This window comes from Chthonomonas sp., from assembly GCF_035294165.1.
Taxonomy (GTDB): domain Bacteria; phylum Armatimonadota; class Chthonomonadetes; order Chthonomonadales; family Chthonomonadaceae; genus Chthonomonas.
Window position 1 is genome coordinate 1 of record NZ_DATGLN010000138.1, and the last position, 14,943, is coordinate 14,943.

Consider the following 14,943-nt stretch of genomic DNA (forward strand, 5'->3'; position numbering starts at 1 on the left):
CATCTACAACGGCTCTTTCACCATACCCGATCTCATCTTTTTTCTCATTGCAGGAGGAGCTATTTCAAGCGCCTTTATCCCCGTCTTCAGCGAGTACATCCATACCGGCAGGGAGCGTGAGGCCTGGCGCATCTTCAGTGTCGTGCTGTTTGTGATGACGGTTTTCATCGGGGCGCTTATCGTGCTAGGCGAGATTTTCGCGCCGACGCTTGTGCTAATTACAAACCCCGGCTTTGCGCACATCCCGCATAAAGTAGAAGATACCGTGCGTCTTACCCGTATTCTCTTGCCGGCCCAGCTCTGCTTCTTTCTCGGTGGCCTGATGATGGGCACCCTCACCGCGCGCAACATCTTTAGCGGGCAGATTCTCGGCCCTATCCTCTATAATGTCGGGATCATTTTTGGGGGGCTTTTTCTCACCAAGCACTACGGGGTAGCAGGGCTGTGTTGGGGAGCGGTGGGAGGCGCCTTCTTCGGGAATTTCGTGTTGCAATGGATTTTTGTGCGGGCTACCGGTGGCTATCTTGTAACCAAAAATCTGCTTAAGCATCTGCGCCACCCCGGTGTTGTTCAGGTGTTCAAGCTGATGTTGCCGGTCATTCTAGGGCTGGCGTTGCCACAGGTCTCCACGATCATTGGGAAGATGTTTGCCTCCGACCTCGGTAACGGGGCGCAATCCGCCCTTATGAACGCCAATAAGTTGATGCATGTGCCTATCGCCCTGTTTGGTCAGGCTGCAGGCATTGCTATCTTTCCGGTGATGGCGGCGCAGGCGGCACGCAAAGAGATGGCGGCCTTGAGGGCGAGCGTCAATTTTGGGCTTCGGGCCATTCTCTTTATGAGCGTTCCGGCCTCCATCCTGCTTTATGTGCTGGCGCTGCCCATCATCCAGTTCTTGCTGCAAACGGGCAAGTATAGCTATGAAGATGCCCTCATCGCCGCCGCCGTGCTCCGCTGTTTTGCCATCGGCACTTTTGCCTGGTGTGCCATTAGCGTGGCCGCTCGGGGGTTTTACGCCGTGCAAGACACCAAAACGCCCGTAGTCATAGGAACGCTGGTAACCTTCGTTTTGGTGGGGCTGAATTTGGCCTTCTTCAAACTTGCCGACCGTCACGACCAGACGCACGCCGTGGCCAATATCGCCCTCACCATTTCGATAACCGCCATCTTGGACATGCTTGCTCTGGTCTACATGCTGCGCATAAAGTTGCATGGCATCTACGGGGGCAGGCTGATGCAGTCGGTACTGCGAACCGTGTTGGCCTCCGGCGTTGCCGGCATCGTCTGCTGGGTGCTGCGCAACGCCTTGCAGTGGTTCTTCATGCAGCGGCAACGTCAGGCTCTCGCCATAAACCCCGGCTATCGCTCCCATGTAACCTTCGAGGCTTTTGTCATTGTTACGGCCTGTTTGGTGCTCTCCACAACGGTCTATTTGGCCATGGCGCTTTGGCTTCGCATGGAGGAGGTAAACGTTTTAAGACGCCTCTTTCGCCGGCGAGCGATAGCTTCCCCGAACTGATTCTGCCTAAAGCGTGCGGCCTACCGCTTCCACAACCGGTCGAAGGTTGCGCATAAGGTTGCAAAAACCTTCACAGGTAAGGGATTGAGCGCCATCTTTAATAGCCAGATCGGGATGAGGATGTACCTCGATAAGCAGTCCATCGGCGCCTGCCGCGATGGCCGCTTTCGACATCGCTTCTACCAAGCTGCGTTTACCGGTTCCCTGACTCGGATCCACGATGATCGGGAGGTGCGAAAGCTCTTTTACGGCGGGCACCGCCGAAAGGTCGAGGGTGTTGCGGGTATGGGTTTCAAAAGTGCGAATGCCGCGCTCACAAAGAATAACATTGGGGTTACCGCCTACAAGAACGTACTCCGCCGCCTGCATCCACTCCTCAATGCGCGCCCACATGCCGCGTTTTAGTAGCACCGGGGTTCGCACGCGGCCTACCTCCCGAAGGAGATCGTAGTTCTGCATATTGCGCGTGCCGATCTGAAGAATATCGGCATAACGACACACCAACTCCACGTTGCGAGGGTCCATCACCTCGGTAACCACCCGCATGCCGAGTTTATCTGCCACATCCCGAAGTATCTTTAGTCCCTCCTCTCCATGCCCTTGGAAAGAGTAGGGCGAGGTAGAGGGCTTGTAGGCACCGCCTCTTAGGATGGTGGCGCCGGCCGCGTGACAGGCAACGGCCGATTCCCATGTCTGCTCATAGGTCTCCACAGTACAAGGGCCGGCCATAATAACCACCTGTTTCCCACCGACCGGTATCCCGTTCACATCTACCACGGTGCCTTCAGGATGATATTCTCGGCTGGCGAATTAGTACGGACGTAGAATCGCAATGACCTTTTCTACGCAGGGCATCGCCTCTAAGGATTCCATGTAGCGCGCTTTATCGGCTTCCGGCACGCCCACAGCCCCAATAACGGTGCGTTCGGCTCCATAAATTGGATGCGCGCTATAGCCCCACTCCCGAATGCGCTCCTCTACACTGTGAACGTCTTCCTTGGTAGCACCTTTTTTCATCACAATAATCATCTTAGCTATCCTTATATTCGCGTGTGTTATCGAACAACGTGGGATATATTTTACCTCTAGAGGCTGTAGCTCCCCGCTCCCTTCCCCCTCAAGGTACACGCCCTCGCCCTCAAAGCTGGTGGGAATTGAAACTCAAGATTTCTCGCCTTCGGCTCGAAATGACAGTGGTTCATCTCGCCTTCGGCTCCAAACGACAGTCGTATCACCGGCTCTTCAAGGCCTACCCCTACAAGCCCCCACCCCCCGCCCCTCAAGGCCGACGCCTTCCCCCTCCCCCAATTTGGGAGAGGGGCACCTCGCGGTGGGCAACTCAGCGGCCAGTTTTATTCCCTTAATCGCCTATCTCGCTGGCCGCTGCATTGCTGTCCGCGAGGACGGAAAGGAAGGGATAGGGAGCGAGCAAAGTCATCTTGCTTGGTGAACTGCCTCTAGAGCCGTGAGATTGGCAGCCCCACTCCCTACCCCTCGGAACTGCAGGGAAGCGGAATTTAAGATTTCTCGCCTTCGGCTCGAAATGACAGTGGTTCATCTCGTCTTCGGCTCCAAACGACAGTCGTATCACCGGCTCTTCAAGGCACACGTCCTTCCCCTCAAGGCTGTCGGTGTTGCGTACGGCATCGTGAGAAACCATCCGGCATCGCTAGGGGCAGGCCTTGTGCCTGCCCAGAAGTGGTGCAATCATCAAACGTTTAGGCGCGGAGACTGTCGCCTTCAGGCCGACGCAGGGTTCCCTAGTTGGGGCCGCTGTGTCACAACTCCGGGGAAGCGGCGTAATTCTTAGCGTACACCCTACTGCATCGTCTTAGGAAAGGAGTCGAAACCATGCGGAAGGTCGTGGGAACGTTGATTGGGATAGGGCTTACCTTCGTCCTGGTAGGTTGTGGAGGGTTAGGCACCGGGCCGAACACCACAAGCCGCGTGCGGTTGTTAAACGCGCTCATCGGCGGGCCTTCGGGTGGGGTCAACATCGTGCAACGAGGCATGCCCGTAAACACACAACCTCTGCTCTACGGGCAGATACTGCCTTCGGCAAATGGAGGAGTCAGCGCCTACACCACCGTTGTTTCTGGAGGAAACGCCCTTACGGGCACCGGCGTCAACACCGATGTCTACGCGGCACCTGCCGTTAGCGGCACCCCCTTGGCACCGGAGGCCTCCTTCTTGCTAAGTCCACATACTCCAGGCCAAAGCGACGGAACCTATACCATTATCGTGGCCGGCATCGTTGGGCAAACGGGCGCTGAGGGGCCTACGCTATTCCGCGCTATTGACAGCGTGCCCTCCATCTCCTATGGCACAACGAATGCCTATCTGCGTGTGATCAACCTCGCACCCGATACCGCAGGAACGCCGGGAATTACCCTGCTGAACAACGGGTTGCCGATACAGGGGCTTACCAACATCAGCTATGGCACCCCCTCCTCCTCATCCAACTATGTGCCTCTATCGGTGGTCGCCGGGTCTACATTCGATTTCGGCGTGGTGGCGGCCGGCTCCAACACCCCCATTCCCACCCAGAACGACATCAGTCATGTTACTCTTCAGGCAGGGCATGCCTACACCATGTTCTTCATCGGCGAAGTCAACCCCACAAATGGAGCGCCGCATTTCGATGTGATTTTAACAGAAGACCAGTAGCCGGCCTTTAGGACAATAATAGCGGGCTGCTTACTTCATACACTTACCCCCTCTTTCCACTCTGAAAGAGGGGGCGCTTTGGCATCTCCTTTCCCATCTGAAACATTCTTTGCGAGACGGTGTCTCACTAAATAGAAGAAAACAGAAGAACACGGTCTCCCTTGTGCGGGATAAGCGAATAGGCGAAAGAGGGACGACATAAGGGATGTCGCCTTCGAGGAGCAAAAGATGCCCAAATCAACAGAATTTGAACCTAATGAGAGCCAACAGCCCGATCCGTTCAACGAAGAACGGGTTTGGGAGCTGTTAAGTAGCTATATAGACGGCGAGTTGACGCCGGAAGAACAAGCAGCGTTTCATGACCTACTCGCCAAGTCGCCGCAATGGCAGAGAGAGCTGGCCGTACTGAAGGCCACCACGCAAATTTTGCGCAAAGAGGCGGAAATCGAGCCGCCGGCCCATCTACGCAGCGCCATTCTCGCTGCTACGGTGAATCGGCGCACGTGGCGTTGGCACTTGGCGGAGTTATGGACGCGCAGGCGCGTTGCAAGCTCTGTGGTGCTATCGGGTGGGGCTTTGGCCCTGGCGGTGGCGTTGTGGGTGGCCTTTATCCGGTTTAACACCCTCCCAGCTGCCCACAGTTCGGCCCATCCGACGCATATCGCAGCCCTGCCGCAGACGCCTGTTGTGCACCGTCTTAACCGTGGCCATGCTCTTTCTTCGCACCCGCTTCGTGCCAGAGCCATGCGGACGACATCCAGCCGACCTGTTGAAACGCTCATTGCCCAGCAGCTCGTCGCGCCGTTACGCTCTAAACCACTCGCGCCGGACCTCGATCAACAGCCGACCCGGCCTGTTGCCGCCTCTCTCTCCTTAGGACACCATGCTAAAGTGGCTCGGGCAGCAGAGCCGATACGACAGCAGGCCAAAAAACCCTCGAGGGTGGCACCGACGGAAGGGAACCCCAACAGCTCCGCAGGCACAATGGTTCAGATGGCAGCCGTCTTCTCGCCGGTTCCGGGCATGGATCAGATCGATCAGCCGGCCTTTAGCCATCATGGCAGCGATACGATGGACGTAAGTGGTAACCCGCCTGCCGGTGGTTCCGCGCCGTCGAGCCAAACCTCCACGATGGGGCAGAAGCCAAGCGGCCAAACAACATCTGCCAATAGTAACGCTACAACCGCCGCAGGCGCTACGACGCTTCAGCCTGCAGCCGACAAGAGGCCGGTGACCGACCGAGGGGATACCCCGTTGGCCTACATGGCCTATCTGCCGCCCGATGCCCTCAAGTTTCGCTCGACGGCCTCGATAAAACGCGAGCTGTCTGAGCGTAATTTGGGGCTTAGTCGCATTGCCATAGAAAATACAGAGCAACGCCAAGCCCGAATCGTGTTGGTGAGCGGCCGTTTCTAGAACGGCTAGGGCGTCTAACATTGAGGAGGGAGGAAGGATGAGCGTGCCAAAAGCTGCGAAAAGAGATTGTCGAAACGTTTTGATCGGCACAATCTTTTCGTCCCTTTTGTCTCTGCTTGTACTCCTTCCTGCCACCGTACAGGCACAGACTGTGCCGGCCATCCCGGTCACCAACACGCCGGCGTCCCCGCCGGCTTTGCAGCCCACTGCGGAAAACCCCGGACACCTCGTTCATGAATGGCTGGCCGGCAGCGGTGAGGGGAGCTGTGTGCTCTCTCACGGCAACGTTATCCCCAATACCCTGCACCTCTTTCTCGACGGTAGAGAGCTTACCGCCGGAAAAGACTACATGCTAGACCCGGCAAGTGGCTCCCTCTTTCTCTCGGTCCCAGTGCCCTCCGGTGACCTCATTAGCGCCACCTATCGCTATCTCGATCAGCCCGGTGGCCCAAGCTTAGCCCCTGTAGCACCCGGACTACAGTTTAACTTGGGGGCCAATGCACAACTTGGTCTCCTCCTCGGTCTAACGGCCAGCGATGGAAACGGCTTTAACACCACCCTGAAAGGTCTCTCGCTGAACAGCGCGTTTGGAAAGGGAGGTCTGAGCAGCTACAGTGGTCTGGCCTATTTTTCTAACGTTCAACGCAGTCAGAACATAGTCTTTGATCCGCAATCCCTTTTCACCCCCACGCCGGCAAACGCCCTTACCGGGAGGGGGCAGCTCATCCTGCAGAGTTTGGCGCTTCATTCGGGAGGCCTCTCGTTTACCGCAAACTACCAAGATGTGGGGGCCAAGTTCAACGGGTTTGCGGCTCTTAAGCAGGGCTTTCAAGGCAATCAAAGCATGTTGCAGCAGTTGAACCAGCTTGAGAGTGAGCGGGGAATCAAACGGCTTGGGTTCGACTTGAACTGGAACGGTGGCAAAAACGGATCGGCATCAAGGCCGACGCCCTCCTCCTCGGCTCTGGCACTGAACTGGAACCGCATAGACGATGGAAGCGGCACCATCGAACAGCGCTCCGCCGAGCTTCATGCGGGGCTGTTGGGGGTGCACTATAACTTTCAGCAGATAGGGCAGAACTTCAAGCTGTTCTCCGGTTTGCGTGAGGCCCAAAAGACCGACTGGATGCACCAGACAGGGCTTCGTGAGTCGCAACTTGGACTCAATCTTGCCTTCGCAGGCAACAAGCAAAGACCCACCCTTGGCGGCCTCGATTTTGAAAATACGCATATTTCGGCCAAAAGCGGCGCCTTCGATCGCAGCGCCTTCTCTCTGCAGACGAGGGGGCTAGATATCGGCTACACCCACAATGCCATCACCAAAGGCTTTGGCCGTTTGGGCGATCTGAGCCTTGCAGATAAGACCGATTTAGCGTTGGATACCTACCACCTCTACGACCCCACTGCAGCACCCAATGCGGTATCGCCGGTAGATTTGGCGCAGGTAGTGGCGAACGACGGCCTCGATAGAAGCGGTTTTCATCTGTTGCTTGACCCCTCGGCCACGAGTCGGTTCGCCTTTTCGCAACTGGCGTTGCGGCTTACCGGCGCCTTAGGAGCTAAGCCCGGCAGCGCACCCGACGCAGGTATGTTCCGACAAAGCCTTGAAGTGCAGCTTGGTGGCCTCCATTTTGCTCTTATCAATCGGCGCACCGATGCGGCATTCGGTCAGCTGGCCGTGCTGCCGGATATTGACAAGCGCTATCTTGCGCTGGATATCCTCCATCAGTTTGACCCCTCCGCCGACCTCAGCAAGTTGCCACCTCCTCTCATCGCGCAGGTAGCGCTGCATGAGGCCGGTTTGGCACGGACTCTGCTCGATGCAAGTCTGCAGTTGGGTAAAGGAAACAAGGCGTCCTCGCTGTCCTTCTCCGCCTTCACCATCAAAGACACCTCTGCAACAACAGGCAAAACGTCGGCTCCCAATCATACATCCCTCGCGGCTGCGCCGACGCCCGCTATCACCCGCGAGAGTTTTGCCTTCGCCACGCCTCAGTTTCAACTGGGCGTTACCCAGCAGACCATCTCCGACAACTTTACCCGTCTGCCCCTGCTTTCCGATGTGGAAAAGGCGCAGTTTGGCAACGAACATGGCCTTCGTAGCCTGTTGCTCAACTTTAACTGGCAGATAGATAAGACCACCCATTTAACCTACAATTCGCTGGGCTTTGCTCCCACCCCCGATGCTGTTGCCGCTACCCTGGCCCAAACGAAAGCGCACGGCATAGGTGCGGCTACCGCACAGCAGATGGCAAACGCAGGCATGCAGCGTCAAACCTTGTCTCTCACGGCCAAAGGGCTTACGCTCAACGCCGACTTTGCTCAGGTGGATAAGTACTTTACGCGGGCTACCGATTTGGCCTTGCCGGCACCCGATCAGAGCCTGATCAACTCCGAACGCGGCTTCCGTCGAGCGGCCATTAGCCTGCATCTCGATAAGATCAAGGGGCTAACGCTAGACACCTACAATTATGGGGCAACGAATCTGTTCGATCTGTTGACCCATGCCATCTTCCACCATAATCTGGTTTACACCCCACGCCAGAACTTTAGCCTCACCTACAGTGATGATGGAGATATAGCGACCGCCAAGGGGGTGGCGAACGGTTATCAGCATCGCTTGGTAGCCCTAAACACGCAGGTGAAGAAGGGGTTAGGGCTAAAGCTTTCGGATGAGGTGCGGGTTAACCTTACCAACAGCCGAGTGGGGGAGACGATCCATCAGCAGGACGTTCATATAGATACCGCTCAATTAGGGCAAGGGGGAGCGGTGGACTATCAGGTTCAGCAAGCGACGTCGCTCGATGGCAAATTTACCAACTCCACCTCGATGAGCTTGCACTCGCAACCTACCCAGTATCTCACCTTAGACTACACACGCTCCGACCTGCAGCGTTCACCGGATGCGAACAATCCGGCGGAGAAAGATAAGCCGATCATCGTTGAAAACACGGAGGGCTACGGAGTCAAATATCAGGCCACGAAACAGTTGGCGTTAACAATTAACACCACCACTACTGTTGCCGACGATCAGAACGGGAAGAGTGCCGTTTCGCTGGGGCTTCAAGGGGAACCGTGTAAGGATGTTACCCTGGCGGCACAGTTCGATGAGTTGCATACAAAAGCCGACCAAAACACGCACGACGTGGCGAACTTCTCCATTCGGAATACGAAGCCGATAAGCTTCGGACCTCTGCAAAACCTCACGATCCAGGCTGGATACGCCTCGTTGAACGACCATAGAAAGCTGATCAACGAGACCATGACGGGCCACATTGAATGGACGCTCTGGAAGAACACCTTTGCTTTGGACTACAACGGCCAGACGTTACCGAACGGCCAAAGCACCGCCACACGGCTCTACTCGTTCGCAACCGACCCCAATCCGCATCGCTGGCTTCACGCAAGCTTCTACTATCGCGATTGGACGATGTTTGATGGCAAGGTGATCTTAACCCGAAAGTTCATGGCCGACGCTAAATTAACCCCGGTGACACACCTCGTTTACAACTATGGAAGCTTGCCGGACGATGGGCATGGGCAGTACGTGCCGGAGACCGCAGTGGATTTCAGCCTGCAAAACGACTTTCGTAAGAACTTAACGCTGGGGCTTTTCTATCGCCTAAGCCGTAACACGGCAACAAAACTGCTTACGCGCTCGCTGGGCTTTAGTCTGCAACAGAAGCTAGACCCCTATGAGAGCTTTACATTCTCCTTTAGCAAGGGCGTAAACGGCTCTGCTATCGGTTATGATCGATCAGACCAGCTCAATATCGCCTTTGAACGCAAGTTCAATGCCGACGACTTCTTCTCCATTGGGGCGACCTGGGTGACCCATGATGGCAAGGATGCAGCGGGACGATTGCTGCATGACGAACTGCGGGGCGAGCTGAGCTTTAACTTCCTCTTCTAGGAAATAGCGAAGCGGTCGCGAAATTAGATAAGGGAGGAGGAAGGCTTTTTAGGCGCGGCCGCCGAAAATAGGTTCTGTGGAGAGAGGGATATGAAAAAAGAGAAGGCACTGCACTATCTGTGCCTCGGTCTAACTGGGGCTTTGGTGGCTTTGTGTGGGTTTGGCCCCAAAGGGGAAAACGCGGCGCAAACCAAACCCCCATCGGGAGCTGGACTGACGCCGGATAAGATCGCGGCCTACTCGAAGATATTTACGCAGCAGATTTGGCCGCTTTTAAAGAAGGATTGTGCCCCATGCCATATGGGCAGCAACCCTTCCCAATTGCGCCTAATGCCCGACGCGGCAGCCACCTATCAGCTCTTATTGACGGATGGTCATCTCGACCCGAACAATCCCTCCTCTCTACTTGCGCGCGTTAGCTCTACTTCAGATACAACCCGAATGCCGCCCCCACCTCGTCATGCTTGGAGTGCTGCCAACATCGCCAAGTTGCGCGATTTCTGCCAAAAACTCTATGCCGGTGGCCCTAAAGATACGGAGAGCACCGATGGAGATGGAAGCCACTTCCCGCCGGCCCTCTTGATGCCCTACCATGGGCCTATTCCTGCCGATAGCGGGGATAATACCTTCTTAACCTACTACCAGCTTCGCAACAAGATACAGACCATCTTTGGTGACGATTGGCGGCGCGATAACCAAGACATGTTTGAGAAGAACATTGCTCAGTTTAGTGGAGCCGATTTCGTGCACAGCTTCAACGAAAGCGCCCATCCCAGCGCGGAATATCTTGCCGCCATGGATGCCCTTTCTGAAGACGTGGCCTCAAACGCTTATCTCAACCATACCGGGCCTTTCGTTAGGATGCGCATTCCTGCCCGTTCTCCATTGACTAGCCCCAAACCCGATCCTCTCTATCAGCATGATATCACGCTGCTCTATCAGCGGATGCTGTTTCGACCTCCAACCCCCATGGAACTACAGCAGTCGTACGACTTCCTGCGGGCCATCTATCGGGCAGCCCCGCAGGTGGCACAAAGCAGCTATGCCCTGCAGTTTCAGCTGACGGCCAAAGACCCCGAAGGACATACAGCAACGCGCCAAGTGCGCATTGAAGTCGTAAACGACTCCTACGGTTTGCAGCAGACGTTGGTCAATGAAAACGATACGTCGCACACCAGCTCGGATAAGAAGCTCGCGAAATGGACGCTAGGTGCCCCGGTGCTGCTAAAGGCCGGCGATAATGGGCAGTTTGTGACTATCTCCAACGAGGGCCATCAGGGCGTTGTTGAGGTGAGCGGCCTTGAAGTGACAGGGCCACTGCCCAATGAAACAACACACCTGATCTCCATGAAAGATGCCGGCGTCGTTGCGCAGGGCGCATGGCATTTGACTGAGCGCGATGGGATAGCTTCCTACGAAGAGGATGATAGAGATGGAGGCGAAGGGCAGATCACCATCCCGTTGAAAGTGGCGCAGACCGGCAAATACATATTGACATTAGATTGGCGCTATCATCCGGTGCAGACCACACAGATAGATGGGCGTACCGTTTACGAGGGACGCAACGCTACCGAGACCTTAGTGGAGATTCATTCCCATAGTCCTTCTACGTCGGCACAGCCACCGCTACCGCCGTTGCCGCCACAAGGCCAGGTGACCTTCTATGTGGATGAGACAGACGATACCCATTCCACCTTTAGCCCCGATGTCGCTTTTCAGTTCGGCAAGGGCGATGGAGTGGAGATATCCAACGCAGGGACGCAAGGTCTTGTTGCGGCCGATGCCGTGCATTTTGTGCCCGATGTCGCTAAGGGGAGCCAGCCGCCGCTTGCCGACTTTTACGTTAAAAGCAACGAGGCGGACGGGCAACAAGGCTGGGGCACTTTGGGGGAGGAGTATGGCCAGTTCTATCAGGCCATTAGCCCCCACATTCTCAGCGACGGCAACAATGAGAGCCTAAAGGGCAAGTTGCGGCTGTACTATCGGCCGGATGTGCACGCCAAAGAGTGGCAACCCACAGCCTTCTATCGCATTGAGTTCGGCTATCCGGGGCACGAGGGGCATTCAAGCCATGTACCGCTTACGGTGCATGCTCTGGCCTCAACTCCCATTCTCACCATCGTCGCGCCGCCTCGCGCCCACGTGGGAGCCATGATCACGTTAGATGCGAGCGCCTCCTTTAACCTACAGCGCTCTCCGCTCGAATATACTTGGCGGCAGATAGGGGGAGCGCGTGTGGCGATAAAGGATGTCCATACTGCGGTTCTGCGCTTCACCGTGCCGCCCATGTCGGCGCAACAGGCGGCTTGGGAAGGGCTATGTCGGCTGTTAATGAAGCATCCCGACTTTCTTTTCACCCGGCCGCTCTCGTTGGCGGTAACCACGAACCCCAAGATACGGCGCAGGCTGCAGCTGGTGAAAATTGCGCAGGATTTGGTGGCCCGGCCGCCCACGCAGGCCGAGATCGCGCAGTTGGATGCAGGTGCCCCGCTCTCTTCGTTCGTCAATCACTATCTGCACTCTAAAGAGTTTGCCGATTTCTACTTCCGCCGTATTCGGCTGTACTTAGAGAGCCACGGTTCTCTTACCGATGATGAACCGGTGCGATTGTGGACATGGATCGCGCTCCATCATCATCCCTTCAAGGAGATTCTCACGGCGGATTACACGGTGACGCCGGATTGGAAGGTCGAGCCACGCCCTGCCTACTACGGCCACAGCGGCGTCTTAACGATGAAGGGCTTTATCGAAGGCAAGCCCGGACTGCCGCATTTCAACTATTCTGCCCAGGTGCTCGAGAAGTTCCTCGGCTATGTGTTTATTGTGCCGGAGGCGATCGTAAAGATGCGTGAGGGCATTACCGCCGTACAGACCACCACGCCAGGAACGGTCTGTTTTACGTGTCACCAGGTGTTAACGCCCCTCGCATATCAACGCTCGCGCTTCACGGATGACGGGGTCTATCATGAGCGCGACAGCCAGGGCAACCTGATTGACGATACGGATCATCAGCTTGTGCCCAGCTATCCGTTCAAAGGGGAGGGCATGCAGGCCTTTGCCGAGAAGGCCGTCAACACAGAGCGTTTCATTCGCACGATGATCCAGACGCATTTCGTGTTCTACTTCGGGCGCGAGATGCGCTGGGACAAAGACGAGAGAGGCCTGTACCATCGTCTTTGGGAAACCGAGAAAGCCAATCACTACGATATCGAGGGGCTGATCCGCGCGATTGTGCTCAGCCCAGAATATCTCAACGGGAGCGTCCGCCCATCCCCTGCCTCTAGCCCGGAAGAGCCGACAAGAGAGCGCACAAGCCCGCGTGTCGCACGGCTAGGTTCATGAGGAATAGGGCAACAAGATAGGGAGAAATACAGAGATGCGAGATTTTCGTTCCGAGCGAATACCGGAGTGTCGAGTTTCCGACGAGGTCATTCTCCGTCCGGCTCCTAGCGAGCATCCGGGAAATGCCGGCTTCTTCAGTCGCAGGGAGTTTCTGCGCCGTGCCGGCATGGGGCTTGCGTCCATCTGCGCTTTGGATTTTCTGGCCTACTTCAAAGCCTATGGGGCGCCGGTAACCACGCGGCGCACGGCGGAGATGGTGCATGAGATGGCGCAGGAAGGCGATGAACCGCGGTTCCTCATCTATTGGTACCTGGAGGGTGGCTGGGAAAGTTACGACATGTTCAGCCCCCTGATGACGCCCAACAACGTGATCCATCGCCTCCCACCAGACCGGATCAGCGATGAGTTCTATCGTGTGCTTCACTTTGGCGAGCCACACTATGGCATCTACAAACAGGGCAATATTCGGTACGGTTATCTGGCCGAGGAGGGCAAAGAGCATTTTCCCTATATGGCCGTGCTTAGCTCAATGGACACCGGTGAGTTCCATTCAGGCGAGCGCTTAAACGTGCATATGGGTTCCTATAATCTTGTACTTACCGACGAACGTCAGCCGGACGAGCGGGATGTGATGCAGGCCTTTGCGGAGGTCTACGGGCGTCCCTATGTTTTGCCCAACATCGGTTGGTTTTGGTGGCTTGCCGATGGAGAATTGAACGAGCAGCAGTATACGGGGCGGAGAGGCTTTTATCCAAACCTAGGGCCGGTATGGGCGCATACCATCTATGCGGGCACACCGGCGAACCTAAAGCGATTCCTTATGCGAATGCAGCAGAACTCCTCCGACGTGGTGAACAGCCAGATCGAGCGTTTTGTGGACAACATGAGCGCCTATCTCACCCGTGATAACCATATGGAGGTTATTCGCAGCTACGATTCGGCGCTTGGCATCTACAACAATTTGGCACGGGCAGGCAAGCGGCTTGATGCTAACCTCATCAATAACCTCTTCAACGACCCCATTCTGCGCGAGAAGTTCGACATCAAGCCCGAAGACGAGATGATCACCTATACCAGCGTGAACGGCAATAAGGCGCGTACCAAGTTCACGCCGGCGACGAATGTGCAGGCGATGATGGCCTATGAGCTGATGCGCGCGGGGCTTTCGACCTGCTTCTTCATCGAGTCGCGTGATATTCGCCTATTTGATAGCCATTACGCGCGTCGTGGCCTGTGGGGGCCGGATCGCAGAACGCCGATCGGCATGCCAGATCAGACGAACATGATGCGTGAGAATCTCTGGAAGCCGTTGAACACGCTGGTCGAGTTGTTAAAGAGCACGCCTTACAAGAACACCGGCAAGAGCCTGTTCGACTACACGACGATCGTCATCACCTCCGAGTTCGGGCGCACGATCCGTGGCGATGTGCGCGCCATCCAACAGATGAATATCAGCGATGCGGAGAAGGACAAGCTGATATACGACCAGGACATCTCCCAACATTGGCGCGTAACCGGGGCGGCCTTTTTAGGGGCAGGCGTTCGCGGAAATTCACAGTTTGGCGGCGTAGGCCAAAAAACGGGGATGCCCATCCCTCTTCTGCCGGACGGCACCATGGACCCGGCCTACGACCCGATTACCGGCGAGTTGCTTCCGGGGAGGACTCCCTCTAAAGACGCTTGGGTGCCCAATCATGGCGATGTGTACGCTACGGCGCTCTATCTGTGTGGAATCAACCCCAAGGGGCGGGGGCGCAACGAGCGTCCTGCCATGCGCTACATAAAGGCCTGAGCGGCGGCGCTTTCAAATCAGTTAGGGGAAGCTTGCTTCCCCTAACTGAACTTGCTTTGCAGGTTGTCGCTAGAACCGGAAACTAATCGCTCTAGCCCTCTTTCCCCTTCAAAGCACACGCACTTGTCCTCAGAACGGGTAGTATTGAAACTCAAGATTTCTCGCCTTCGGCTCGAAATGACAAGTGTCTATTTCACAAGAAATGACAGGTGTCTCTCTTGCCAGCTCTTCAAGGCCGATGCCCTCCCTTCAAGGGTTACCCCTACGACCCTTCACTTCAACACGCTCTCACTT

At 56.1% G+C, this 14,943-nt stretch carries 7 protein-coding genes and 1 pseudogene; 6 read left to right on the forward strand and 2 right to left on the reverse strand.

All coding sequences use genetic code 11. From position 1 onward, the window contains the following. Positions 1 to 1,519 (forward strand): murein biosynthesis integral membrane protein MurJ (murJ, locus tag VKV29_RS06915; protein ID WP_324200574.1); only part of this gene is annotated, 1,519 nt, incomplete at its 5' end. A 6-nt stretch (positions 1,520 to 1,525) separates the two neighbouring features. On the opposite strand, the pseudogene aroF reads toward murJ, so the two are convergent. After that, positions 1,526 to 2,548: pseudogene (gene aroF / locus VKV29_RS06920) on the reverse strand (3-deoxy-7-phosphoheptulonate synthase). Between the two features lie 331 nt (positions 2,549 to 2,879). After that, positions 2,880 to 3,179, reverse strand: a complete 300-nt coding sequence (locus VKV29_RS06930) for a hypothetical protein (protein ID WP_324200576.1) — start codon at positions 3,177 to 3,179, stop codon at positions 2,880 to 2,882. Positions 3,180 to 3,370: 191 nt separating this feature from the next. Here VKV29_RS06930 and VKV29_RS06935 point away from each other — a divergent pair, with 191 nt between their 5' ends. The 5 genes from VKV29_RS06935 (at position 3,371) to VKV29_RS06955 (ending at position 14,649) form a co-directional block, all read left to right on the forward strand. Beyond that, on the forward strand, positions 3,371 to 4,186 hold the full coding sequence (locus VKV29_RS06935) for a hypothetical protein (RefSeq protein WP_324200577.1): 816 nt from the start codon (positions 3,371 to 3,373) through the stop codon (positions 4,184 to 4,186). Between the two features lie 228 nt (positions 4,187 to 4,414). Next, on the forward strand, positions 4,415 to 5,602 hold the full coding sequence (locus tag VKV29_RS06940; RefSeq protein ID WP_324200578.1) for an anti-sigma factor family protein: 1,188 nt from the start codon (positions 4,415 to 4,417) through the stop codon (positions 5,600 to 5,602). 37 nt (positions 5,603 to 5,639) lie between these two features. Next, entirely contained in the window at positions 5,640 to 9,515 is a 3,876-nt protein-coding gene (locus tag VKV29_RS06945) for a hypothetical protein (protein WP_324200579.1), read from the forward strand. Positions 9,516 to 9,605: 90 nt separating this feature from the next. Continuing rightward, on the forward strand, positions 9,606 to 12,857 hold the full coding sequence (locus VKV29_RS06950) for a hypothetical protein (protein ID WP_324200580.1): 3,252 nt from the start codon (positions 9,606 to 9,608) through the stop codon (positions 12,855 to 12,857). Between the two features lie 34 nt (positions 12,858 to 12,891). Next, positions 12,892 to 14,649 carry a hypothetical protein gene (locus VKV29_RS06955; RefSeq protein WP_324200581.1) on the forward strand — a complete coding sequence of 586 codons (1,758 nt, stop codon included), beginning with the start codon at positions 12,892 to 12,894 and terminating at the stop codon, positions 14,647 to 14,649. Positions 14,650 to 14,943: the final 294 nt, after the last annotated feature.